The following is a 21,732-nucleotide window of genomic DNA, read 5'->3' as shown; positions in this document are numbered from 1 at the left end:
GATAATGCGCGGCGGGGTGACCTGAACAACATCTGCCAAGACATCTTCCAGTGCCGTGCCGATCGTTTGCTCGCCTTGGCCCTCGACGACGGATGGTGGCGTGACTTGAACGTCATCCGGCGCGCGATTTACCGGTGGGCAGGTCAGTCGCTGATTGACGATTTCACCGTGAGGGCCGCGGACGGTACGGCGCAGACGGTGACCGTCACCATCGAGGGCAGCAACGAGGCCGCGGTCGTCTGCGGCGATATTTGCGGACGCGTGACCGAGCCAAGCAATTCCTGCGACGACCCCCCACGCGCGAGCGGCACCTTGTCCGACAAAGACGTCGATAATCCCGACGACACATTCACGGCGACGACATGTCCGCAGGCGAGCGACCACGGCTACGGCAGTTTCACGATGACGACCTGCGGCACGTGGACATACGTGCTCGACCCCGACGACCCGGAGGTCCAGGCCCTGGGACCTTGCGACGCGCTGACCGACACCTTCACCGTGACCACGATCGACGGCACGCCGCAGATCGTGACCGTGGTCATCCAGGGCGCCGACGACCAAGGCTTTCGCAACCGGGCCGAGCCCGCGTTCCATTTCGAGGCGGGTGCGGAACTGCAGCATGCCAGCTCGACGGCTGCGGCAGTCGCTTCCTCGGTCCCCGTCGCCGCGCTCAATCCGGAGCACGATTCCGCCGCGACCGCATGGCCCCATCCGGCCGATGCGACGCCGGAGAGTTGGCGTTTCGACGAGCAGGAGGCTGCTGGCCAGGGCGTACAGCTACCCTTCCAACACGATCTTATCCTCTGAGAGCCGCCGACGCCTTCGTCGCGTCCGGGCGGATTGGCGTTTTCCGGAGGCGCTCCCATGGTTGCGCCGATCACATTCACGGACCCGCACCGCCATCAGCTGCACGGCCATCAAGAGCCGTGAAAGCGCGCTACTTCATGTCCGCTCCCAGGCACCATAATAATGAGTCATTGTAACCTCCAAGGTCATACTCGGAAGGCGACAGGAGCAGCACTTGCAGGATTCGCGATGTCCGCTCCGGGTCAAGGTGCGAAGAACCCGGCCTGAGCAAAACCAGTCCGCTTCCACCCACGAAGCTGACCTTAATGAGACGATTCGCCACTTCGCTGATGGGCCCGCAGCGTTGCATAGGACGCCAGAGGGCGATGCCCCAAGGCCGGTGCGGGGCTGATCTGTGCTAGGCTTCTTCAAAACATGTTGGTTGGCGTTGGCGGAGGTGATTGTGAGGCGACGTGAGTTCATCGCGCTCCTCGGCGGCGCGGCGGCAATCCGACCACTCGGCGCGCATGCGGAGCGTCCGCCAGAGCGCATCCTCTATTTCACATACTCCGCCGGCTACCGGCATGATGTCATACCGCTTTCCAAGGTAATCCTGACCCAGCTCGGAAGCAATTCGGGTGTCTTTGAAGTCATTCCAACGGAAGACACGTCCGAATTTTCTACCGAAAATCTCGAGCGCTACGCGGCGGTGATGTTCTACACAACCGGAGAACTTCCAATGAGCGCCGCGCAAAAGAGAGCTCTTCTCAACTTTGTGCGCTCGGGCCGCGGGTTCCTCGGCGTTCATTCGGCGACGGACACATTCTACACTTGGCCGGACTATCTCGATCTGGTCGGCGGCTACTTTAATGGTCATCCTTGGCATCAGGCCGTGAAGATCGAGGTGGTTGATCCTGGCGATGCCTTGGTGGCTTTTCTCGGGAATTCGTTGCAAGTCGAGGACGAAATCTACCAAATCAGCGATTTCGACTATCGTGGTTCACGCGTGCTCCTGCGCCTCGACCCAAGCTCGGTGGACCTTGGCAAGACCGGCGTGCATCAACGATTCTATGGCTGGCCTCTCACCTGGACCCGATTCTATGGCGAGGGACGAGTATTTTATTCGGCGCTAGGCCACGAGCCGTCAGTTTGGCAGGACGCCCGCTACCAGCGAATCCTCACGAACGCTATCCTCTGGTCTATGCGAAGGTCGCCCTAGGAGACGCCGCCGCACTTCGCATTTGCGCCACCGCCGGATTCGTCGGGTGGTGTCCGTGCCAGAGGTTCGGACGGTCTTGGTCTGCGACTTCCGTTCCGGGTCACCAGCGACAGCGGACATCACGGCGGCTGAACTGCTCTTCGGCTTAGGGCCAGAACCGGACCTTCGTTGCTGGCTTTCTCGCGGATCACAGGTAACGCACAGTATGCCGTATCGCTATCTCGACCTATCAAGCATCCTGCCGCCGTTCGATGCCCGGAAAGCAACATAGCACGGACGACATGGCAGGCGCCCTGCGCGGCTACGGACGCTTTGAATGCTCCCGCCGGGCGGCTGGTTGAGGTCTTACTCAAAAAGCTGCCCGAAGGAACCGCGACGGAATTTCGTCAACGGCTCGATAGGGTGGTCGATGCGCCAGGGCGCTCGGGAAAACTGGCCCGTGTGCGCCTCGCACCCGAGATATCATTGTTGTTTGACCGGGCACCCGATTGGACCCAAAACGAAAGTTTCGTCCGTTGTTTGAGTGGTCGTCCGCCGACGCCTCTGACGTCTGGTCGGCGCGCAAGTATTCCAGCTATATTGGATCGCCAGAACTTTTCGCACTGACGAAGCGACCATTCTTGGAAATGTTCGGACGAAACGATGTTCCAACCAAGGACCTGCAAGGCTTTCCGCTCGGTGATCGCGGTAGTTGCTGCTAAGTCGGACCTCCATGCGCTGCGGAGCCGACGCCATGAGGCGGTGCTGCACGCCTTCAGGCTCGGGCTGGAGGCATCGTGTCAAAGCCGCGCAAAGACGCATCAGCGGGGCTCGGACTTTGGCGGCGGCGATGCTCATCGGGTTTTTACCGCGGCGCAGAACTGTTCCGTGACCGCCGTCGTTTCCTCGGCGACGTTCCAGCCGTTCGTCTCGGCGTTTTCCTTGGCCAGCTTATGCTCGATCTCAAGCATCTTCTTGGTAAGCGCGTACGGCTTCCAGTCGGCCTTGGACAGCTTGGCGTAGGTGTTCGCTCCACAGACGTTGTAGGCAATCGCTTTCTGCACATTAGTGCTGACGTGGCTCATGTGGTCCTCGACCACGGCGGTGACGCGCGCCTTGGCGTATTGGCTGTTGGCTGCGATGAAGTCTTTGCAGAAGGCGACCCGTTGACCTCCGTCGCGGGCTTTGATGTAGGCCGTCTGCGTTTCGTAATGGAGGCGGTAGGCGAGTTTCTCAGCATTCGGCTCAGATTTCACCGCTTCAAGCGTGGCGCGGTGGTCACCCGAGGTGGCGTCATTGATCGTGATGTCACATACTCTGGCGAGGGAGAAGACCGGAACGTAGGCCCGCAACTTGGCTTCCAAGACATCGTTGGCGTGCGCAACTGGTGCGAACAGGCTGGCGGCGATTGCGAAAGCAACGAGACAGCGTTTCATTGGTGACATGCTCCAGATCACCGGGCAGTAAACGGCGGCGGGGGTGGGGATCGTCGCGGCCCACCACACTCACCAGCGCAGCGATCCAACCGCAAAGCGTCCAGCCCAGAAAACGGGTTGAGCAACTTACTGCGCGAATTCCTTGGGCGGCAGTCAAGCGGCAGCCTTGATCTGGATCATGCCTTCCGGCCTCCCTCGAAGGGGCCTTTACCGCTGCGGCGTCAACGACTTGAGGACGCGAGCAGTAACGCCCTGTCCTCGGTCATCGAGCGGTCGATCGCCCCCGATACCGTCTTCCACCCTGCCAGAGGCAATTGTCCGGCGAAAACTCGCCAGTCGGATCGGCGCGCACGAGCAGGTGCCGCCATGACGGTTTCGGATGAACATCGCGGTAGAAAGCCCGGAAGTTGGCCCAGCGTGTAAATCGGCGTGGCGTCCCGACGCCGATCGGCGAGCTAAAGCATTGATCCAGCAAGCGGCGAAGGGGTTAATCTTGAACGCTTGTTCACAATGGATCCCGGGCTCGCGACTTCGTCGCTCCCCGGGATGACGACCGTAACTCCCCTCCTGCGACCGTTCAGTTGGCGGCGCGGCGCAGGAAGGCCGGGATATCGAGAATAGCCTCATCGGGCGCATTGCGCGCAGCGGTGCGGCCGTAAGGATCGAGCGGCCGGTCGGCCGCGTGGCGCGCATATTCCGGAGCCGCCCTTGCCGGTTGCCCCACGGGCTGTCGCGCTTCGGAGCGGGGCGGCGGGCATTCCACTTGCGGAAGGGGTGCACTGCGCTCGATGCGATCGGCGATGCGGCGGCCGTCGTTGCGCAGCCTGCCCGCGAGCTGGGCGATGGCGGTTTCCACCGGTTGCGCCTGAGACGCCGGGTCGAGATTATCGATTCCGGTCGCCACCACCGAGACGCGGACGATACCGTCGAGGCTATCGTCAAACGACGCGCCGACGATAATGTTGGCGTCCGGGTCGGCCTCGTCGCGAATGCGGGTCGCAGCTTCGTCGACTTCGTACAGCATGAGATCCTTGCCGCCGGTGATAGAGATGATGAGGCCACTGGCGCGCTTGATCGAGGGATTCTCGATCAATGGATTGGAAATCGCGGCCACAGCAGCGGCAAGCACGCGCTTCTCGCCGGAGGCCTCGCCCCGTCCCATCATGGCCTTGCCCTTCTCCTTCATGACGGAGAGGACGTCGGCAAAATCGAGATTGATTAGGCCTTCCTTGACGATCAGGTCGCTGATGCAGGCCACGCCGGAATAAAGCACCTGGTCGGCAAGGGCAAAGGCATCGGCGAACGTGGTCTTCTCGCTGGCCACCCGGAACAGATTCTGGTTCGGGATGATCAGCAGGGTGTCGACCGTCTTCAGCAACAGACGTTGCGCGGTGTGAGTTCGCTATCGCCCTCCGACTACGAGGATATCGTAGAACTGCTGATAGAACGGCTTCGAGAGCTGGAGCTTAGCTTGGCGGTGCGAGAACTGACGGACAAGCACGAGCCGCAGTAGCGTAATACCGAGGCTGGCAGCGGACTTTCGACGATCCGATCCTACTGCCAGATGGCTGCAAGCTGATCACCCTGCACGACGCCGCGACGTTCATCACCAAGCTGCCAAAGCGCGAGCATGACGCGCCGGAATGGCAGGCCGCGATCGAGGCGCTGATGCTGGTGGCCGACCTCGGTGGCCCGACGATGTTCGCCCGCATCGGCGTTGTGCGCGCGCTCAATCGGCATCGCGAGCCGGTCGCAAAGCCCGCAAGAAGCGAGCGAAGGCGTACCGGCTTGCGGGGTCATTTAGCGGGAGCGCTTCGGCAGTTTGGGAAGTTTGTTCGGGTTGAACGTTGGCGTCGACTCGCTCGCCTTTAGCGAAGGCGGCTCCTCCTCGGTGAGGATGAGCGTTCCCTCGAAGAGCACTCCCGGCACCTCTTCTGCCGTCCCGACATAGCGACCTATCTTGCCGGAGCACGTTCCCTCAAGCTTGAGCGTGAGGTCATCGGCGCCGAAGATAGTTACATGCTCATCGGTATGCCGTTTGATCGATACGATTGCGGTGAATCGATCTCCATCGACTTCGCAGGTGCCGTTGTAGGTCATAATGCTGCTGCGGCCCCAGATTCTGCCGGTTGCAACATGGGCAATGCCGGTGCCTTGGCCGAGCGGGGTCTTGAGCCACGCCCTGTAAGTGCCGTCTTTCAGCATCTGGAGGAAGCCTCTCCCTCGGTGTTCGCGCGAGAGCCCGATGATCGGCACAACCAGCGTTAAGACTGGGTAAAGGCCGGTGGCTGTGCGAATCCAGTACACGCCAAGCGTGCCTGTAATCTCGCAGGCCCGTCTCACCCAGAGGCTCCCCACGGCGAAGGAAATGTGGGTCGATCATCCCACGTCACATATCCGCACTGCCTGCACTGGAACATTGTCACGGTCCGGCCCGTGTGCGGATTGAACATTTCAGACACGATCGGCACGCGGTCGCTGCCGACGCAGTCGCAGATCGGCAAGTTTGCCGCCGTTCGGTCGATCTCGCTCATGGCGCAGGCCGTAGTTTTCCGGGCGGCACCCGCCGTTTCCAGTTAAGTTTTATCGGATATACCCGCTCTCCGTGAGTCGGAATTTTGATCATCCAGCCGAGGCTGAAGAGGCAATGAGGCGAGCCGTAGCGGCTACGAGCGCGCTTGATCGCTTGAAGTGGCTGCGCGTTGCATTGGCATGCATTGACCTAGCAGGCGACGAGACATCGCATGGTGTGCACAAGCGGGACTCCGCCGCATGAAGTACGCCGCCGAAGGTCCATTCGTCGACCCCGACGCGGCCGCCCGCAAGCTGGTCGAGATCGCCAGCGGCATCGAGCCGCTGCAGGACGGCCGCATTTAACCTCGGCCCAATTCGAGGCGTGCATCAATGCGTTTGAGTTACTCCGGCTGTTATCCACCAGAACGAAGAAATGGATCCACGGACCCAGCTAACCGGTCCGCCAGTTGCACGGCGACCGCCGTGGACTGCTTTTCGGAAGGCAGGGAGCCGATAGAATCGACTGCCAGCCAGGTACCAGCGGAAAGAACAGCTATCACAATCGCCGCGAGATATTCGGTCCTCATGGAGATGGTCCCTTCATCACCCCCAGAAGCTAACCGGACACTCTCAGAAATGGTTCCGACCAGCCGCGCGGCTCGATGTCTTCGTCCGCAGCGGAAGTTGCTACCACGGCGCCAGCGCGCCTAGTCGCTCCTAGGTTCCCTCCTTCCGAGTGGAACATTGGCGTCGCGATTAGAAAACGGGAACGAAAGCCGTCTGCGAGCTTTAGAAAATGTGAGACCGCCGCTCGCCGGTACTAACACGGCGCATGTCGCGGATAGCCAAAGGTTGCTGACCCGCTTTTCTCTACAAGCGCTCGCGCAAGATAGCCAAAAGCGGCGGTCTCCGGTTCCATTCAAAATCGCCAGCCGCGCCCCGATCGGTTGCGGGGAATCGCATTGGGCTGATGTCGGCGTGCCGGTGGCGTTGTTCTTACCGAGGCTCCGTCATGCCCAACCATATCGACATCGACTATGTACACAGCCCGGCCATGGTTCGAGAGATCGGCGAGAGGCTACGAGCGTCGCTGAAACCGGAGCCGGAATTACCGGCGAACCTTAGGATGCAGATTCGGCTCCGCGAACTGGAAGAGCCGTCACCATCGATCATTCCAGCGGCCAAGCGCTGGAACAAGCTGCGCGGTTGAGCCGCAAACGGCTCGGCCGAACATGGACGAGCGCTGTCACCGGTGAAGCTTCGTGCGTCAAGGATTTTGAGTGAGTACGGTGAGGCGCACTCCGAATTGATCGGCAAAGCCGTCGTCCTTAGCGACGGAAAGGCAGGCACGGTCGAGAACGTTTGGCTGGATGAATTGCACGGGCTCCGGATTTCGATTACAGGCCATGATGGAAGATGGCCGGTCTCAACCATCAAGTTCGTGGAGAGCTAGACCATTCGCATCGGCGCGCGCTGCCCAGAGCGCGCTCCTTTCAGATCATTCCAATCAAGATGAAAAGAGCGATCTCGGTCAGGAAAGTGACGCTCATAATGGCGACCGTAAGGAACGCGTCGCCCGCTGGTAGAGGGGTCATAGATGCCTCGCGCGTTGCGAAGCCCCGAAGCCAAGAGCCAAACTCCCCGACCTTGGGGAATGTTTCAGTTCCAAGCAGGGCGGCGATCGGAAATTAAAAGTCGCATGAGGCGACTTTGGTCGCGCCGCCATCCGGTGGAACGAGATGCCCTACCGCAGTTCTAGTTCCTTGATCGCCAGAGCCGAACTCTGTGCGGCGTCATGAGCGCCGGTTTGCGCGATCTTGATTATCGCCTTAGCGATCATTTCCGTTAGCGGACCCTTTTAAGCATTGGCGTAGTGGCTACTCTGCGCGAACACTCGCGCATTGCTGGGAAGCCGCAGAAGGACTGCCGCCGGAAATCGCCGGGCTGTTCGGATTGGCCACCGAGTTGCTCATCGCGATCCCAGAGCACAAGGTATCACTTCGCGATAACGGACGAGAAAGTCAGACGGATGTTTTCGCTCTGATAAAATCGAACAATCGCACTATCGCCGTCGCGGTGGAGGGCAAGGTCAATGAGTCCTTTGGGCCGACCATAAAAGATTGGTATGTGGACCCATCCGCGAGGAAGCAACAGCGGCTGGCGTTCTTGTGTGATCTGATCGACGTTGCGTGTCCACCACCCGATGATACCAGTTATTTCACCGCACCGCCTCGGCAGTTCTCGAAGCCGCTCGCTTCAAGACCGACGACGCCGCGATGATCATCCATTCGTTCTCGCAAGATTACAAATGGTTTGACGCTTAGAGGAGCTGAAATAAAATGATCGAGCCCTGGAAGGGTGTTGCAACCCGACGCGCCCAGATATTCCGAGTGGTGAATCGTCGCGGCGGCTGTATCGTTTGCGCCAACAGTGATTGAGGGGTTGTTCCGGCGCTCATCAAGTGAGCCCTCCAAATCAACCCGTTCGCTGATACCGTCTGTCATGCAAAGAAGTCCATGCTCAAGACCGAGCAAGAATACAACAGTGCAATCAAGGGTGCATCAAAGAAGGCATCGACGCTGGCTTTGGAGTTGCCACCGGACGATCATTCCCAGCGACCACTTGGTTTCGTTCGCGCGGCGATCGTCGTCTCGATTTCCTGAACCATCTCTCGCACCCGTTCGGCGAGCCGTTCGAACAGCGCTCGCGTCTGCCTATCCGGTGCAGTTCTCGCCAACCGAGCACAATAGCCTGCCTCCGCTCGAAACTTCTCAAGTTGAGCAATAAGCTCTTCCATTCTCGCTCTTCTACTCGCCCACGTTCCAATAGCTGTTTAGCGGGGACCTACCGGCCGGACACCTGGGAAATTTCCCAGGGTCCCAAGGCTTACAATGGCGGTTGCGCTCCAGGGAGAAAGACGGCTCAAGGGGCGGGAGCTTAGAGCTTCTAGCGCGACGCTCGACGACGGAATCACGGTTGCGCTGCTTTTTGAAGCGAGACAGGCGCCAGATGCGGCGCCGTAGAACTACTGTGCCAAGTTGTTGCTGTGCTTAGCCCGCGGCTGTGTTCATCCCGAACGCTGGGTCGCGCTCCTGATCGGCACTCCGCCTATAAAAGCGTTCCCCCGCTCGCGAACCCGGTGAACGATGCCACTCTTGTCGGAGGCATGTTTACAAAGGACCGGCGATCGCACGTCAGCTAGCAACCTCCTCGCGCGCAGATGCGGGCAGCGCCCTCTGAGACCTGTCGCCGTCACGCCGCACGCTGCGTTCCGTTTGTGACTATTATGCAGCCTGGCTTCGACCGCCGTCGATGACCATGAACAGCGCGCGCCGATCAATTGGTGAGCTACTCGGCTGATCAGGCTTTTCAGCGGACCCTACAGGTGGCGTACACTTTTCCAGCAAGCTATCCGACGTTGCCGCTTCTGCTTCGACATTAGCGACGGGAGCTCTCACCTTCTGTTCCATAAGTTCGAGTGCGGCTGCGCCCTTTGCTGTCAATCGCCAACCGAACGAATACCTTTGCACAAAGCCTAAGGAGAAGACGTCCAACGAGGGGAGCGTAGCACCCAGCCGCTTGCTGTAGCTTGCCCAATCAGCGCCGCTCGTTGCCAAAAATGCGAGGTCGCGTTTGATATCCGTAAGCGTCGCCAGCCCATTGGGGTAGCTAGCAAGTACCGTCAAAATGGATACCTGGAAATTCACGACTGCCACTCACCCGGCTATGCCGACCATTTTGTCAGCAGTTCGTGGCACAATGCAATGACTTTGAATGTACAATACGGCTTACTGATCTAGCAGAACTCCGTTAGGCGCGGCATGAGCGATGCCGGATGAGAAGGAAGTCCACGATAGCCTGGCACGAATGTGCTCTGCATACTGGAGGGTGACGAGTTGGCGCCCCTATTGCACTCACGGGAGAGGTACTCGAAGCCGCGCAACATCAGGTCATTAATGGTGGCTGACTTCTTCTCTCCAAGCATACCGGCGCATCTACGTTCTCGGTCCAGCGCCGCGTGACTCGTTCAATGGACGCAGCCGTGGAGAGCCGGGCAGCAGCGAACTGGGCCGCGATTTTACGAAGATTGAGCGACGGACTTCCCGAGATGCCCCTTACCTCTGATCCATCTGGCGAGTTCGCTGCTGCGAACAATGAAGCGTTGTTCTTCGCGATGTTCGCGGGCGACGACCGCCGCGATGAAGATCAGCGTCCCGCTTCTCGACATGCGCCACATAGTGCGCCGCCTGTACGTCGATGGCCCTGCCGTGGCGAATTTGCACCAGCGCCGCCGGGTCGTGAACGATCAGGACAGCGCGAACGCGCGCTGCCTGCCGCCGTCGTCAACCGCTTTCCAGTCATTGGGTCGGGACGCCGTCGCTATCGTCTCCGGGTCGGCACGAGCATGGTCACGACCACCGCCACCAGAACAAAAACAAGGACGATGGCGAGTGCTTCAAAGGACCCCATAGCGCTGATCTCCGTCAGGCCAGCCATCTTCCCTAACGTTAACTCATCAGAAGGACGGTCCCGTGCGGCAAATCGCATCGGAGGCGACTACTGTGCGCTTCCGTCTCCGCGCACCCGCCACGTTTCGGGTCCCTCTGGGTGCATAGATAAACGCGGGGACCGCGCGACCGCGCCCCTTCGGCATATTTGCGTTTTTCGTTTTTTGTGTTTCCTTTGCTGCATCTGCTTTTGAAAGGCACGCCGAGATGCGGCGCATCGATCTGTTCGAGGCCACGATGCAGGGCTGGGCGCGGCTCGACGCGGCGCAGCGCGAGCGGTTTTTCCAAGCGGGCCTGAATGCGGCTCGACAGGCGAGAATTCCGCGCGTGGCTCCTGCGGCGCGTCAGGACCGCGCCGCTCGCGACTCCGGTCGATGCGGCGCGCTAGCAATCTGGGACGGCGACTTGGCGCTGATGCTGAAGAACTGGCCCTTAATGGCGAACGATGCCGATCGCGGGACGCAGCCGTAGGACGCTGCTGCCCGTGTTCGCCGTCCGGTCGGCGAGCGCCACAGCGGTCACCAGCGCCAGCCAACCGCCGTCGGCATGGGCTCGGCGCGTTTCAATCCAATTGCCGTACGCATCGTAACAGTTGTTGTAAGCACCGTAAGCGCCATAGGCCGCGGCACCAACGGCTGCGGCTCCCACTGCTGCCCTGCCGTATCCGCGATAATACCCTCGGCCTGCGACCGGGTAGCCCGGACGACCGGCGAGTTGTACTTGTGTACCGATTCCGACATCTGGCGTGACCCGTACACTCATTGCCAAGCAGAACAACTCGAATCGGGCACCTGGTACGTGCACCGTCCCCACTACTCCCTTCAACGAGAGGCTGGAACAGCAAGATCGCGGCCCCCCAGGAGGTCCGGGATTGATATTACCTGCGGTTCAAAGCCGAGGGCCATACATGGCGGTCTCTTGGTGAGGCAGATTTGCAAGCACAAGGGACCAGGAACGGCGTTCACGAGCATTGTGCGCGCTGGGAAGCAGTTTCACTTTCAGAAATGGTCCGATGACGACAGAGAGATTATTAAGTCGATAGATGGCAAGCGAATTGATAGCGGTGACATCCGGCTAGTCGCTCTACCAAGACAAAGGGACGAAGCTATTTGGGTCGGCCCTCGGGTGGGGTTCCGAGCGCGAGAGCCGGATCCAAATAATCTCGAAGGTATTTCATTCCGAAGCGCACCTCTGAGAGCCGCAACCTGGCAGATGGATGGGCGGATGAAGGTTGTGGGTGACTAGGACCGTGCAAAGCCCCACGCGACGCACGTTATCCTTCCAGTCCTTCGATCGAAGGTATGGGCTCGGATATGGGCCGCCAAATAGTCCGCTTCAGGAAGCACTGAAGGATAAAGACTTTTTCGGCGTGCATGGCGGAGGGAGAGAATCTGCAAAAAAACTTGCTCGAACGCTGCAGCTCAGGTTCTCTCGGTAGGGGAGAGACGGCATTCTCCGACGGGCACGCGTTGAGGACGGACTACGGTACGCCGTAGCGCGCGAATTCCTCGGCGATGTCGCCCCGGACGGCTTTCGCGGCCGCGACATCGGCTTCTCCCGAAGCCGTCTCGCCGCGGCGGATCTTTGCCCGGCCGCGACCGTACAGCGCGGCGGCGAGCGTGGGGTCGATGCGTAGCGCGGCGTCGTAGTCGGCGATGGCCGCATCGGTCCGTCCAGCCTTGAGGTGGGCGAGCGCGCGGGAATCGTAGGTCGCAGCCGTATGCGCGCCCGACCCGATCGCCTTGTCGCAGGCTTCCACCGCGCCTTGCGGGTCGCCCGTGCTCGCCCGGATCCAGCAAAGGCCGCTCCAAGCCACTTCCATGTCGGCGTTCAGACGAGTCGCGGCGGTGTAGTCGCTTTCGGCGCGTACGAGATCGCCCTTCTTCAGCCAGGCCTCGGCGCGGTTGACGAAGGCCCCGGGGTATGCCGGCTGGAGGGCGATGGCTCGGTCGAAATCCTCCATCGCGGCGTCGTAGTCGCCCGTCCTCAGTCTCGCCGCGCCGCGGTTGTTGACGGGCTTGGCGAAGGTCGGATCGATGCCGATGGCCGCGTCGAAGTCGGCGACGGCGCGGTCGTAGTCGACCTTCGCCGCGTAGGCGATGCCGCGGTTGTTGTGGGCGATGGCCAAGGCCTGTGGCCCGCCACGGCCGGCTCCGATGAAGGCAGAGCAGGCCTCGATCCTCCGGTCGGGCGACGAGGCGGCGTTGCAGAGCTCGACGTTCCGGAATTGACCTTCCGGCTTCTGCGCCGACGCGGGGGCGGTCAGCAGCAGGATCATAACTGGCGCCGTCCCGAAGACCTTCAGCATCCCCGGCAGATGCCGAGAGCGCGGTCTGCCCTCCGCTGCCGGGGAGGCGCAACGGTCGAACCGGCCTTCCGCTTCATGACGGCATCCTTGCCCTGCTCGATCAGGGTGGCGAACTTGACCGTGCCGTCGTCCGAAATCTCGATGTGGGGCGTGGTGCCCCGGATCCCCAACGTCGCCACCGGCGTGTCCACCTTCATGTTCCCGGTCTTAGCGACGCTGCCGGCGACGAAGGTGAAGGTGCCTCTGGTCAGGCTGATCAGGGTCGAATTGTCCTTGCCGTCCGGATCGTAGACGAACTCGCTCATTTCCATGCTGGCGTTACTCGACAGGCTGAAGGAGCTGCCGTCGGCGAAGTTGATACCGAGGCGGCCGTCGGCGCCCGTCCTGACGACGTCGCCCCGATAGACTGGATCGCCGACCTTCGCGCTGCCCCCCTCGTCGGACAGTCTCGCCTGCACAACCGCGGCATCGATATGCTCGATCGTTGCCTTGCCAGCAACGGCCACGACTTTGCCGATTGGCTTGACGTCCTGCGCCCGAACCGGCGCAGGCGGATACGCCACTGCAACGAGCAAAAGGCAGAGAAGTCCTGCGACCGTCCTTTGTCCATGCATGCGTCCGCTCCCGTCCGTGAAGAGCCGCTTCGGCGGAATGATGGCAGAGCGCGCCCGGCGCACCATACCGCATGTCGCGACCGCCACTTTTTAGTCGCAGCGGACGATGGTCCCGACCGCTCAGCGCCAACAAAAGAGCGCATTTGCGCACACCCAGTCAACATTTCGTGAAGGAGCCTGGGGACGACAAAGCGTAGTCTGGTTCGCGGAACCGGAACGTGGGCGGGTGGACTTACACTCGATCGGTCCGGCCGCTTCGGCGGAAGCGGGCAGCATGCGAGGCGTAGGATGTCGCTCGCACGTGTCTTCGCCGGTCTTTGGCCGGCGCAGCACCAACGCAGTCCGCCGTCCGTCCGCGGCGGGCGCGCTGTGGAGTCGCCGGTCGTCGCGGGACTCGGATGGGCCGGAGGGCTGTCCTTCGTCGCGTTGATCCTGACGGCGCTGAAAGAAGCGTGGGCCGCCGATCCCGATCTCGCCTTGTTCGACGACGCCTCCATCACCTACAAGGGGTTCGAGCATGGCACCTTCGAACTCATCACGAAGGAGGCGGTGCCGCGCCACATCATCGTCGACGATCCCGGGCAGACGGTCATCCTGAGCAAGACCGGATCGTCCGTCAGCTTCGCGCAGATCGCCAACAACGCTTCGCGGATGGAGGACCTGCAAAGCCGGCAGCAGGACGTGCTTGACAACTACTCGAAGGAGCATGGGCCGTCCGGATCCGGCACGCCTCCGGGCGAAGCGGTCGATCAGACGCTGCAGCCGATCGATTTCCAGGCGCCGGAGGGGCCCAATCCACAACATGCCCTTCCCGGGCTGGTGGTGCCGGCCAGCTTCGTGCCGGATGGGCCGTTGATCCATTCGCCACCGACACTGACGCTCGGGTCGGGCCCGGTCGAGATCGACACAGTCGCGTTCGATGAGTTCTCGGCGAGCAGCGGCAGCTTCTCGACCACGAGCTTCGGCTCCGGCACGACCCCGACCTTCGGCATCGCGGGCGGCGCGATCGGCCCTTTCACCGTCGCGGGCGCAAGCTACGACGTCGAGAAGGCCGGCTCCTTCGGAATCCTGTACTTGAACAGCGCGACCGGCGCCTACGCCTACGTACCGAACAACGACGCTATCAACGCGCTGAAGGCGCCGAACGCCGACAGCTTCACCATCACGGCGTCCGACGGCTTTGCCTCGGCAAGCCAAACCTTCACGATCGACATCGCCGGCACCGACGACGCGGCAGCGATAAGCGGCGGGACCGGTGGATCCGTCGCCGCGGTTACAATGGACGCCGCCGCGATTGCGGCGGCGTTCATGGCGCACGACGTCCCGACCGCGACCGGCAAGCTCGCCGACACCGACGTCGACGATCCGGCCAACACGTTCACGGCGGTGAGCTCTCCGCATACCAGCGACAAAGGCTACGGCAGCTTCACGATGACGTCCGACGGGCACTGGACGTACGCGCTGGATCCCGCAAGCGCCGCAGTGCTCGCGCTTACGGCGTACCAGACCCTGACCGACACCTTCACCGTCACCACGATCGGCGGCACGCCGCAGATTGTCATGGTGACCATCCAAGGCGCCGACGATCCGGCCGTCATCTCCGGGGACACGCATGGTCGCGTCGTCGAAGCAGGCGGCGTCCACGATTCCGCGCAGGGCGTCCCAACCGCGTGCGGCCTTCTGACCGCCACCGACGTCGACGGCCCGTCGAACGCGTTCGATCCCGTCAAATGTCCGGAGCCGAGCGACCACGGTTACGGCAGCTTCACGATGACCGCGGATGGGCACTGGACCTTCGCGCTCGACAACGGCAACTGCGCGGTGCAGGCGCTGAACGCAGGTCAATCGCTGACTGACGATTTCACCGTGAGGGCCGCGGACGGTACGGCACAGACGGTGACCGTCACCATCGAGGGCAGCAACGACGCCGCGGTCGTCTGCGGCGATATTTGCGGACGCGTGACCGAGCCAAGCAACTCCTGCGAGCCCCCGCCACGCGCCAGCGGCACCTTGTCCGACAGGGACGTCGACAATCCCGACGACACCTTCACGGCGACGACATGCCCGCAGGCGAGCGACCACGGCTACGGCAGTTTCACGATGACGACCTGCGGCACGTGGACATACGTGCTCGACCCCGACGACCCGGAGGTCCAGGCCCTGGGACCTTGCGACGCGCTGACCGACACCTTCACCGTGACCACGATCGACGGCACGCCGCAGATCGTGACCGTGGTCATCCAGGGCGCCGACGACCAAGGCTTTCGCAACCGGGCCGAGCCCGCGTTCCATTTCGAGGCGGGTGCGGAACTGCAGCATGCCAGCTCGACGGCTGCGGCAGTCGCTTCCTCGGTCCCCGTCGCCGCGCTCAATCCGGAGCACGATTCCGCCGTGACCGCATGGCCCCATCCGGCCGATGCGACGCCGGAGAGTTGGCGTTTCGACGAGCAGGAGGCTGGTGGCCAGGGCGTACAGCTACCCTTCCAACACGATCTTATCCTCTGAGTGCCGCCGACGCCTTCGTCGCGTCCGGACGGATTGGCGTTTTCCGGAGGCGCTCCCATGGTTGCGCCGATCACATTCACGGACCCGCACAACGCGCGCTACTTCATGTCCGCTCCCAGGCACCATAATAATAATGAGTCTTGTAACCTCCAAGGTCATACTCGGAAGGCGACAAACCGTCCGCACAGCAGATCCAGTTGCTCACCCCGCCCATCGTTCTCGCTCAACATCCATCCGGCAGAGCCCCGGCTCTCGTGAGTACGGACCGGCGTTTGGCCGCTGCCGTCGTGCAGCACATGCGCAGCACCATGAGGGAGCAGCACGATATCCCCGTTCACTAGCTCCCACGCTGTTCTCGACTCCGGATCCTCGAGAATGGCCCGGCTCCCGACAATAACGTGATAGGGGATCTCATTCGGCGCTGCCCTGGCCCAGGTAACACGCCATGGCGCGCCGTACGCGCAACGGACTTCGAGCTGGCCGGTAACGGTCACGATTTGGAGGAGATGGCTAAGCCAGTCCACTTCAGACATTGGACCTCGAAAACTGGAGATGGTGAAACAGCTTATCGTAACTGTGCATTAGTTCCAGCTCTCCATGCCTTGGCGGTTGGCGCGATCGGCACAATGACGCTGGCCATCATGACCCGCGCCTCGCCGGGGCACACGGGCGACCGCTTATTGCCGAATTGGGGACGCAGGCAAGGGTGCGCAGTCGGCCTCGGTGAGAGCCTGAGATTTGGAAGGACGATGCGGTGCTCGCAAGCCGGGGCCTTGATTGTCGTCCGCCGACATCGACCCGACAATTGCAAATCAAGATCGATGCGAAAAGGAACAGACCAATGACCACCCAAGACATCCCGTTGCGGGTCTCCTACACCGAATCCTTCGTCCGCGCCGAGAGGCAACGACAGGTCTCGCGCGTGGAGGTCTGGAGCGATTCCAAGTCGCAGTCGCCGTGGTCGATCGTTTCGGCGTGACGCAAGTGATGCTGCGTGATCGCTTTGCAGGTCCTCACACGCCGCCAACGGCGGCAGGAAAGGCTTGGACGGCCGCGTCGTTCAGGACCAGCACGACTGAGCTCAATGCGATCAGTCAACCCGGCATGATGCAGGCGGGCATTCGCCACCTTCCTGGAGTAGTCATCATAGGGGGAGGACTAGTGGTCGAAGCGACCCGTTCGCTGGTCGCAGCGGTAGGTGTCTCCGGAGCTCCGGGTGGCGACGCCGACGAAGCATGCGCGAGGGATGGCATCGACGCGATTGGCGACAGGCTGGAGTTCTGACCTGAGCGGGGAGCGGCTCCAGTACGAAGATGGAACTCGACCGATGCCGCCCAGCGAGGCCCCTCTCGCTGCGGCGCTGAAAGTAAGAGCAATCTGTGAACTAGCTCATTTAAGGTTGAAGAAGATCGTGCCCTAACAGGAAAGCGAGTTCGAGGATTGCACCAGGAGGCGGGCAATGGCGATCACTACCGAGACGACCTCGTTCACCAAAGACATCCAGGGCCGCTACCTCTGCAACAACCTAGCGGAGGTTGATGCGTGGAAATCCGCAGGCGGGCGTCCGTTCGATTTCATCATTGTGGGAGGCGGTACGTTCGGCTCGGCTATCGCCGAGCATCTGTGGTTTCGTCAGAAGCAGAGTGGCGGCGGATTACGGACCTTGGTCGTAGACGCCGGGCTGTTCACCGTTCCTGAGCACGTCCAGAACACGGGGATCCAGGGGTTTGGCGATCCGGCCAATCCGTTCTTTCTGAACGAAAACCTGCCGCAGCCGGAGCCGCCACGCAACGAGGTTTGGGGCATTCCTTGGAAGTCGACCATTCCCTTCAAGGGACTGGCGTATACGCTCGGAGGCCGATCACTCTATTGGGGCGGTTGGTCGCCTCGTCTGCTGGACGAGGAGATGTCGGGTTGGCCGGCAAATACCGTAGCCGATCTGAACGGCCGCTATTTCGATGAGAGTTCGCGGCAGATCGGTGTCGACGAGGCGAATGACTTCATTTTCGGCGAACTGCAAAACGCGCTTCGTCGCCAGCTCTTCGACAATTTGTCCAGCGTGCCCGGGGCGATTACGCTCGACGCGCTCCCACCCTCGCCGCTGCTGATGCCCGGCGCCGACCCCGCACAGTTGCTCGGTCTGTCGTCGAGCGGCGGGCTTTCGCAAAACGACCTGCTGAAGCTGGAAGCGCCGCTTGCTGTGCAGGCGCGCCCGCCACATGCGGGGTTCTTTCCCCTGAACAAGTTCAGCGTCGTTCCGCTGCTGATGAAGGCTGCTCGGACCGCGGCGAGCGACTCCAACGGCAGCGATGCCCTCAAGGAATTCATGGTGCTGCCCGACACGCATGTGCTCACGCTGCGCAGCGTTCCTACCTCAGCAGGGACTTGGCGCATCTCGGGCATCGACACCAGCCGAGGTCCGATAGATTTGGCACCGGGTGGTGTGGTCGTCATGTCGCTCGGCACGATCGAGAACGCGCGGCTGGTTCTCGCATCGTTCGATGCCACCGGACTTCCGACCCTGCCGCTCATCGGCAAGAACCTGATCGCGCACCTTCGCTCGAACCTCGTCATCCGCGTGCCGCGGTCGGCGATTTCCGGGCTTTCCGCGGTGGTGAACGAGCTGCAGACCGCGGCCCTGTTCGTGAAGGGGCGGGCCACGCGCCCGAATGGTGATCTGATCGGCCACTTCCACCTTCAGATCTCCGCGAGCGGCGGCGCCAACACCATCGGCGCCGAGGACGAGCTCTACCGCAAGGTGCCCGACGTCGACTTCTTCGATCAGCTGAAGACCTCGACCGATACGCATGTCGCAATTGCGATCAGAGGGCTCGGAGAGATGGAGCCCGCCGATCCGGCCAATCCTGCGGCTCATCCAAGCCGCGTTGATCTGAGCTCGCGGACCGACGAGTACGGTGTTCGTCGCGCATCGGTTGCGCTGACGCCGACGCAGCGCGATCGGGATCTCTGGGCCGCCATGGATGCGGCGATGCAGAAGGTCGCCGCCGCCTTCGCCAACGGTCAGCCCATGCAGGTGCTCCAGAGCAACCAGGACGGGCTCGGGACGACCCATCATGAAGCCGGAACTCTTTGGATGGGCACCGACCCGACCGCGAGCGTCACCGACGGCAACGGACGCTTCCATCACACCGAAAACCTGTATGCGGCCGGCCCGGCGCTATTCCCGAGCATCGGTTCGCCCAACCCGATGCTGACCGGGATAGCGCTATCGCGCCGCACCGGCGACCGGATCATGACGCCTCCAGCCTTCGTCGCCGAGGCGGGTTTCGAGACGCTGTTCGATGGCACCTCTCTGGGGGACTGGACAATGTCGACGATCAGCAACCAGCCCGGTCGGGACGACCCTGGCTCGTTCCGGGTACGGCGCGGCGTTCTCGAGGCGCGAACGGGGACCGACCTGGGGCTGCTCTGGCTGAAGCGCCCGACCCCGCCTCGCTACGTTTTGCGGCTGCAATGGATGATGACGGCGCCGGACGACAATTCGGGCGTCTTCGTCGGCTTTCCGGACCCTCGAAACGAAGGCTACGACAACACTGCATATGTCGGCGTCAACTTTGGCTTCGAGATTCAGATCGACGAACTGGCCCGGCCTGACAATGCGCCCATCCACAGGACGGGTGCGGTCTACTCCTTCAAGGGGCCGACCGATGGTCCGCTGACGGTCCATCCGGTCGGAGAATGGAACAGCTATGAGATCACCGTCGATGGTGCCGACATCACCGTCGCGCTGAACGGGCAGACGGTGAACATTTTCCATTTCGCGGGCGACCCGCAGTCGCCGCGCCGCGGGCTGCCGTCTACTGCGCAGGACCCGCGCTTCATCGGCCTGCAGACGCATACGGGTCGCGTGCTCTTTCGCAGCATTCAGTGGAAGTCGTTGGAGGGTCTTGTGGCATGAACCTGATGCCACTCGGATCGTTGGGCGCCGTGGAAACCAACGGCACGGTGACGTTCGGACTCTGGATGCCCTGGTTGTCGGCGGCCGACGGCAACGTCGTCACGGTGAAGATCATCCATGAGGCGGACCAGTTCCTGCAAGAGATGCCGGCCCGGGAGTTTGCACTCGCGCACAGCGTTCGTGCTCCGTATGGCGACTTCTGGTCGGTCACGGTCCCCCTCGCCGGGACGCCGCCCGCAGTGCCGGGCTCGGCCTGGGGCAGTCCGGGTCGCTATGTCTACCGCTACACCATCACCAACCCGAACGTCGGAACGCTCGACTGGATAATGGATCCCTTTGCGCGCGAGTTCGGTGTCGGCAAGCAATCCGCCTTCACCCTGGGCTATCAGCCCTACCTCTGGAGCGCCGGCGAGACGCAATGGCGAACACCGGCGCTGGCAGACCTGATCCTCTATGAGGTGAACATCGCGGAGTTCGGCAACAATTTCGACCGCGCCCGCGGGTTCGTGGCCTACCTCGCCGACCTCGGGATCAACGCCATCGAGATCATGCCGCTGTCTAACGTCGGCAACTCGGTCGATTGGGGCTATCTCCCAATCGGCTATTTTGGTGTCGATGAGCGCTTCGGCAAGCGATCGGATTTCCAGCAGCTGGTCGACATATGCCACCAACACGGGATCGCGGTGATCGTGGACGTCGTCTATGGCCATACGGGCGTGGATTTTCCTTACTACGACGCCTACACGCGGCTGCAGTACCGCGACAATCCATTCATGGGGCCGTTTGCCAAGGACTATTTCAGCAATTTCGGCAAGAGCACGGATTTCAATCGAGAAATCACGCGCGACTACTTCTATACGGCCAGTAACCATTGGCTCGAGGTCTACCACGTCGATGGCTTCCGCTACGACTGTGTCCCGAACTACTGGGACGGGCCGATGGGCGTGGGTTATGCGAGCCTGGTCTATGAAACGCACCAGCTGACCAAGGCGAACATCGCGGCGGGTCGCCCGTACTGGAGCCGCTTCGACGCAGGCGCCGGCAAGCCGCTGTCGCTCGTGCAGATGGCCGAACAGCTCGAAGCTCCGGAGGACGTCCTGCGCTCGACGTATTCCAACTGCACGTGGCAGAACGGCACCTATGGCGCGGCACGCGCCGTAGCGCAGGGGGACCGCGGCCGGCTCGCCGACCTGGGTCTGCAGCTTGGTCTCTTCGGCTACCCCGACCGGGAGACCGTCAATAGCGACGACGTCCCCAAGAGCGCGCTTCAGTACATCGAGAACCACGATCACGAACGGTTCCTCTGCAATTTCGGCACCTCCAATCCCGACGAAGCCGGCAATCCGCTGTTCGCCGAGGGTGACCGGGCGCGCTGGTACATGCTGCAGCCCTATTTGATCGGTCTGCTGCTGAGCAAGGGGATTCCGATGCTCTGGCAAGGCGAGGAATTCGCCGAAAACTATTTTCTGCCCGATTTCGGAATGGGCCGCGTCTCGCTCCTGCGGCCGATGCGCTGGGATTTTTTCTACGACGGGTCCGGCCGGCCGATTGTGAGCCTGGTCCGCAAGCTGCTGCGGATCCGGCGGCAGCGCGACCACATTCGTCAGGGCACGTACTTCTTCTTCAATGACTGGGACCGGTATCAGCAGTTCGGAGTGCTTCTGTTCGCCCGCTACGACGGCGGTCGCTACACCTTGATCGCCGTGAATTTTGGAGACACTGACCGGACCGTCCCGTTCTGGTTTCCAATGGCCGGAGACTACGTCGAAGAGCTGCATGGCGGCGCTCTCGACCTGAGGAACGTGCTTTCGCTTCGGCAAGTGGGGCTGAATGTCCCATCGCATTATGGACGGATCTGGACGCTGACGTAGGCATGGGACCACCCGCGCTCGGCGCATGGCAAATCGACGTCCCATCAATGCGGTCTCAGCGACACTGATCTGA

General features: G+C 61.9%; 18 protein-coding genes and 2 pseudogenes. 12 read left to right on the top strand and 8 right to left on the bottom strand.

Annotated elements, in window-relative coordinates; translation table 11 throughout:
• Window positions 1–807: VCBS domain-containing protein (locus tag AC0L3K_RS10510; protein ID WP_473365913.1), on the top strand; the 807-nt coding region annotated here is incomplete at its 5' end.
• A 436-nt stretch (window positions 808–1,243) separates the two neighbouring features.
• Entirely contained in the window at window positions 1,244–2,005 is a 762-nt protein-coding gene (locus AC0L3K_RS10505; protein WP_354129586.1) for a ThuA domain-containing protein, read from the top strand.
• Window positions 2,006–2,838: 833 nt separating this feature from the next.
• Here the strand turns inward: AC0L3K_RS10505 and AC0L3K_RS10500 are convergent.
• The 4 genes from AC0L3K_RS10500 to AC0L3K_RS10485 form a co-directional block, all read right to left on the bottom strand.
• On the bottom strand, window positions 2,839–3,420 hold the full coding sequence (locus tag AC0L3K_RS10500) for a hypothetical protein (RefSeq protein WP_354129580.1): 582 nt from the start codon (window positions 3,418–3,420) through the stop codon (window positions 2,839–2,841).
• Window positions 3,421–3,997: 577 nt separating this feature from the next.
• A complete protein-coding gene (locus tag AC0L3K_RS10495) occupies window positions 3,998–4,798 on the bottom strand; it encodes a hypothetical protein (RefSeq protein ID WP_473256351.1) in 801 nt (266 codons plus the stop codon).
• Window positions 4,799–4,974: 176 nt separating this feature from the next.
• Window positions 4,975–5,220, bottom strand: coding sequence for a hypothetical protein (locus AC0L3K_RS10490; protein WP_157158496.1), 246 nt, complete (start codon window positions 5,218–5,220; stop codon window positions 4,975–4,977).
• Window positions 5,221–5,625: a hypothetical protein gene (locus AC0L3K_RS10485; RefSeq protein ID WP_009859228.1), complete on the bottom strand. Its 405-nt coding sequence runs from the start codon at window positions 5,623–5,625 to the stop codon at window positions 5,221–5,223.
• Between the two features lie 1,321 nt (window positions 5,626–6,946).
• Between AC0L3K_RS10485 and AC0L3K_RS10480 the strand changes: the two genes are divergently transcribed.
• The 4 genes and pseudogenes from AC0L3K_RS10480 to AC0L3K_RS10465 all read left to right on the top strand — a co-directional run bounded on the left by AC0L3K_RS10480 (window position 6,947) and on the right by AC0L3K_RS10465 (window position 8,597).
• Window positions 6,947–7,144 (top strand): hypothetical protein, encoded by a 198-nt coding sequence (locus AC0L3K_RS10480; protein ID WP_354129581.1) that lies wholly within the window; start codon window positions 6,947–6,949, stop codon window positions 7,142–7,144.
• 33 nt (window positions 7,145–7,177) lie between these two features.
• The gene (locus AC0L3K_RS10475; RefSeq protein WP_354129587.1) at window positions 7,178–7,387 is read left to right on the top strand and encodes a PRC-barrel domain-containing protein; all 210 of its coding nucleotides are present in this window, start codon (window positions 7,178–7,180) and stop codon (window positions 7,385–7,387) included.
• A gap of 452 nt (window positions 7,388–7,839) precedes the next feature.
• Window positions 7,840–8,258: pseudogene (locus AC0L3K_RS10470) on the top strand (DUF6946 family protein); the annotation flags it as partial.
• A 192-nt stretch (window positions 8,259–8,450) separates the two neighbouring features.
• A complete protein-coding gene (locus AC0L3K_RS10465) occupies window positions 8,451–8,597 on the top strand; it encodes a hypothetical protein (RefSeq protein WP_354129583.1) in 147 nt (48 codons plus the stop codon).
• A 621-nt stretch (window positions 8,598–9,218) separates the two neighbouring features.
• Here the strand turns inward: AC0L3K_RS10465 and AC0L3K_RS10460 are convergent.
• Window positions 9,219–9,641, bottom strand: coding sequence for a hypothetical protein (locus AC0L3K_RS10460; protein WP_473365912.1), 423 nt, complete (start codon window positions 9,639–9,641; stop codon window positions 9,219–9,221).
• A 1,008-nt stretch (window positions 9,642–10,649) separates the two neighbouring features.
• On the opposite strand from AC0L3K_RS10460, the gene AC0L3K_RS10455 reads away from it, so the two are divergent.
• Window positions 10,650–10,913, top strand: coding sequence for a hypothetical protein (locus tag AC0L3K_RS10455; protein WP_473365911.1), 264 nt, complete (start codon window positions 10,650–10,652; stop codon window positions 10,911–10,913).
• 1,009 nt (window positions 10,914–11,922) lie between these two features.
• Here AC0L3K_RS10455 and AC0L3K_RS10450 read toward each other — a convergent pair.
• Together AC0L3K_RS10450 and AC0L3K_RS10445 are read right to left on the bottom strand one after the other, a co-directional pair.
• A complete protein-coding gene (locus AC0L3K_RS10450; RefSeq protein ID WP_009859195.1) occupies window positions 11,923–12,750 on the bottom strand; it encodes a tetratricopeptide repeat protein in 828 nt (275 codons plus the stop codon).
• Window positions 12,744–13,364: a FecR family protein gene (locus AC0L3K_RS10445; protein ID WP_009859194.1), complete on the bottom strand. Its 621-nt coding sequence runs from the start codon at window positions 13,362–13,364 to the stop codon at window positions 12,744–12,746. The genes AC0L3K_RS10450 and AC0L3K_RS10445 overlap by 7 nt, the downstream gene beginning before the upstream one ends.
• A 288-nt stretch (window positions 13,365–13,652) precedes the next feature.
• Between AC0L3K_RS10445 and AC0L3K_RS10440 the strand changes: the two genes are divergently transcribed.
• Entirely contained in the window at window positions 13,653–15,869 is a 2,217-nt protein-coding gene (locus tag AC0L3K_RS10440; protein WP_473365910.1) for a VCBS domain-containing protein, read from the top strand.
• A 173-nt stretch (window positions 15,870–16,042) separates the two neighbouring features.
• Here AC0L3K_RS10440 and AC0L3K_RS10435 read toward each other — a convergent pair.
• Window positions 16,043–16,402: pseudogene (locus tag AC0L3K_RS10435) on the bottom strand (cupin domain-containing protein); the annotation flags it as partial.
• Here AC0L3K_RS10435 and AC0L3K_RS10430 point away from each other — a divergent pair.
• The 4 genes from AC0L3K_RS10430 to AC0L3K_RS10415 all read left to right on the top strand — a co-directional run bounded on the left by AC0L3K_RS10430 (window position 16,376) and on the right by AC0L3K_RS10415 (window position 21,659).
• Window positions 16,376–16,714 carry an NnrS family protein gene (locus AC0L3K_RS10430; protein ID WP_473365909.1) on the top strand — a complete coding sequence of 113 codons (339 nt, stop codon included), beginning with the start codon at window positions 16,376–16,378 and terminating at the stop codon, window positions 16,712–16,714. The pseudogene AC0L3K_RS10435 and the gene AC0L3K_RS10430 overlap by 27 nt on opposite strands.
• A 37-nt stretch (window positions 16,715–16,751) precedes the next feature.
• Window positions 16,752–17,153, top strand: a complete 402-nt coding sequence (locus AC0L3K_RS10425; protein WP_473365923.1) for a GlcG/HbpS family heme-binding protein — start codon at window positions 16,752–16,754, stop codon at window positions 17,151–17,153.
• A 175-nt stretch (window positions 17,154–17,328) separates the two neighbouring features.
• Entirely contained in the window at window positions 17,329–19,788 is a 2,460-nt protein-coding gene (locus AC0L3K_RS10420) for a 3-keto-alpha-glucoside-1,2-lyase-like domain-containing protein (protein ID WP_473365908.1), read from the top strand.
• The gene (locus tag AC0L3K_RS10415; RefSeq protein WP_354129307.1) at window positions 19,785–21,659 is read left to right on the top strand and encodes an alpha-amylase family glycosyl hydrolase; all 1,875 of its coding nucleotides are present in this window, start codon (window positions 19,785–19,787) and stop codon (window positions 21,657–21,659) included. The genes AC0L3K_RS10420 and AC0L3K_RS10415 overlap by 4 nt, the downstream gene beginning before the upstream one ends.
• Window positions 21,660–21,732: the final 73 nt, after the last annotated feature.

This window comes from Bradyrhizobium sp. MI1.10, assembly GCF_055811035.1.
The sequence above is the reverse complement of the archived record's forward strand: the minus strand, read 5'-3'. Positions and strand labels throughout refer to the sequence as shown.

Excerpts from the sequence above, each read along its gene's own strand:
- AC0L3K_RS10500 (WP_354129580.1), bottom strand. The coding sequence starts at position 3,420 with ATGAAACGCTGTCTCGTTGCTTTCGCAATCGCCGCCAGCCTGTTCGCA.
- AC0L3K_RS10490 (WP_157158496.1), bottom strand. The coding sequence starts at position 5,220 with ATGACCCCGCAAGCCGGTACGCCTTCGCTCGCTTCTTGCGGGCTTTGC.
- AC0L3K_RS10485 (WP_009859228.1), bottom strand. The coding sequence starts at position 5,625 with ATGCTGAAAGACGGCACTTACAGGGCGTGGCTCAAGACCCCGCTCGGC.
- AC0L3K_RS10480 (WP_354129581.1), top strand. The coding sequence starts at position 6,947 with ATGCCCAACCATATCGACATCGACTATGTACACAGCCCGGCCATGGTT.
- AC0L3K_RS10465 (WP_354129583.1), top strand. The coding sequence starts at position 8,451 with ATGCTCAAGACCGAGCAAGAATACAACAGTGCAATCAAGGGTGCATCA.
- AC0L3K_RS10455 (WP_473365911.1), top strand. The coding sequence starts at position 10,650 with ATGCGGCGCATCGATCTGTTCGAGGCCACGATGCAGGGCTGGGCGCGG.
- AC0L3K_RS10450 (WP_009859195.1), bottom strand. The coding sequence starts at position 12,750 with ATGCTGAAGGTCTTCGGGACGGCGCCAGTTATGATCCTGCTGCTGACC.
- AC0L3K_RS10445 (WP_009859194.1), bottom strand. The coding sequence starts at position 13,364 with ATGCATGGACAAAGGACGGTCGCAGGACTTCTCTGCCTTTTGCTCGTT.
- AC0L3K_RS10440 (WP_473365910.1), top strand. The coding sequence starts at position 13,653 with ATGTCGCTCGCACGTGTCTTCGCCGGTCTTTGGCCGGCGCAGCACCAA.
- AC0L3K_RS10430 (WP_473365909.1), top strand. The coding sequence starts at position 16,376 with ATGGCTAAGCCAGTCCACTTCAGACATTGGACCTCGAAAACTGGAGAT.
- AC0L3K_RS10420 (WP_473365908.1), top strand. The coding sequence starts at position 17,329 with ATGGCGATCACTACCGAGACGACCTCGTTCACCAAAGACATCCAGGGC.
- AC0L3K_RS10415 (WP_354129307.1), top strand. The coding sequence starts at position 19,785 with ATGAACCTGATGCCACTCGGATCGTTGGGCGCCGTGGAAACCAACGGC.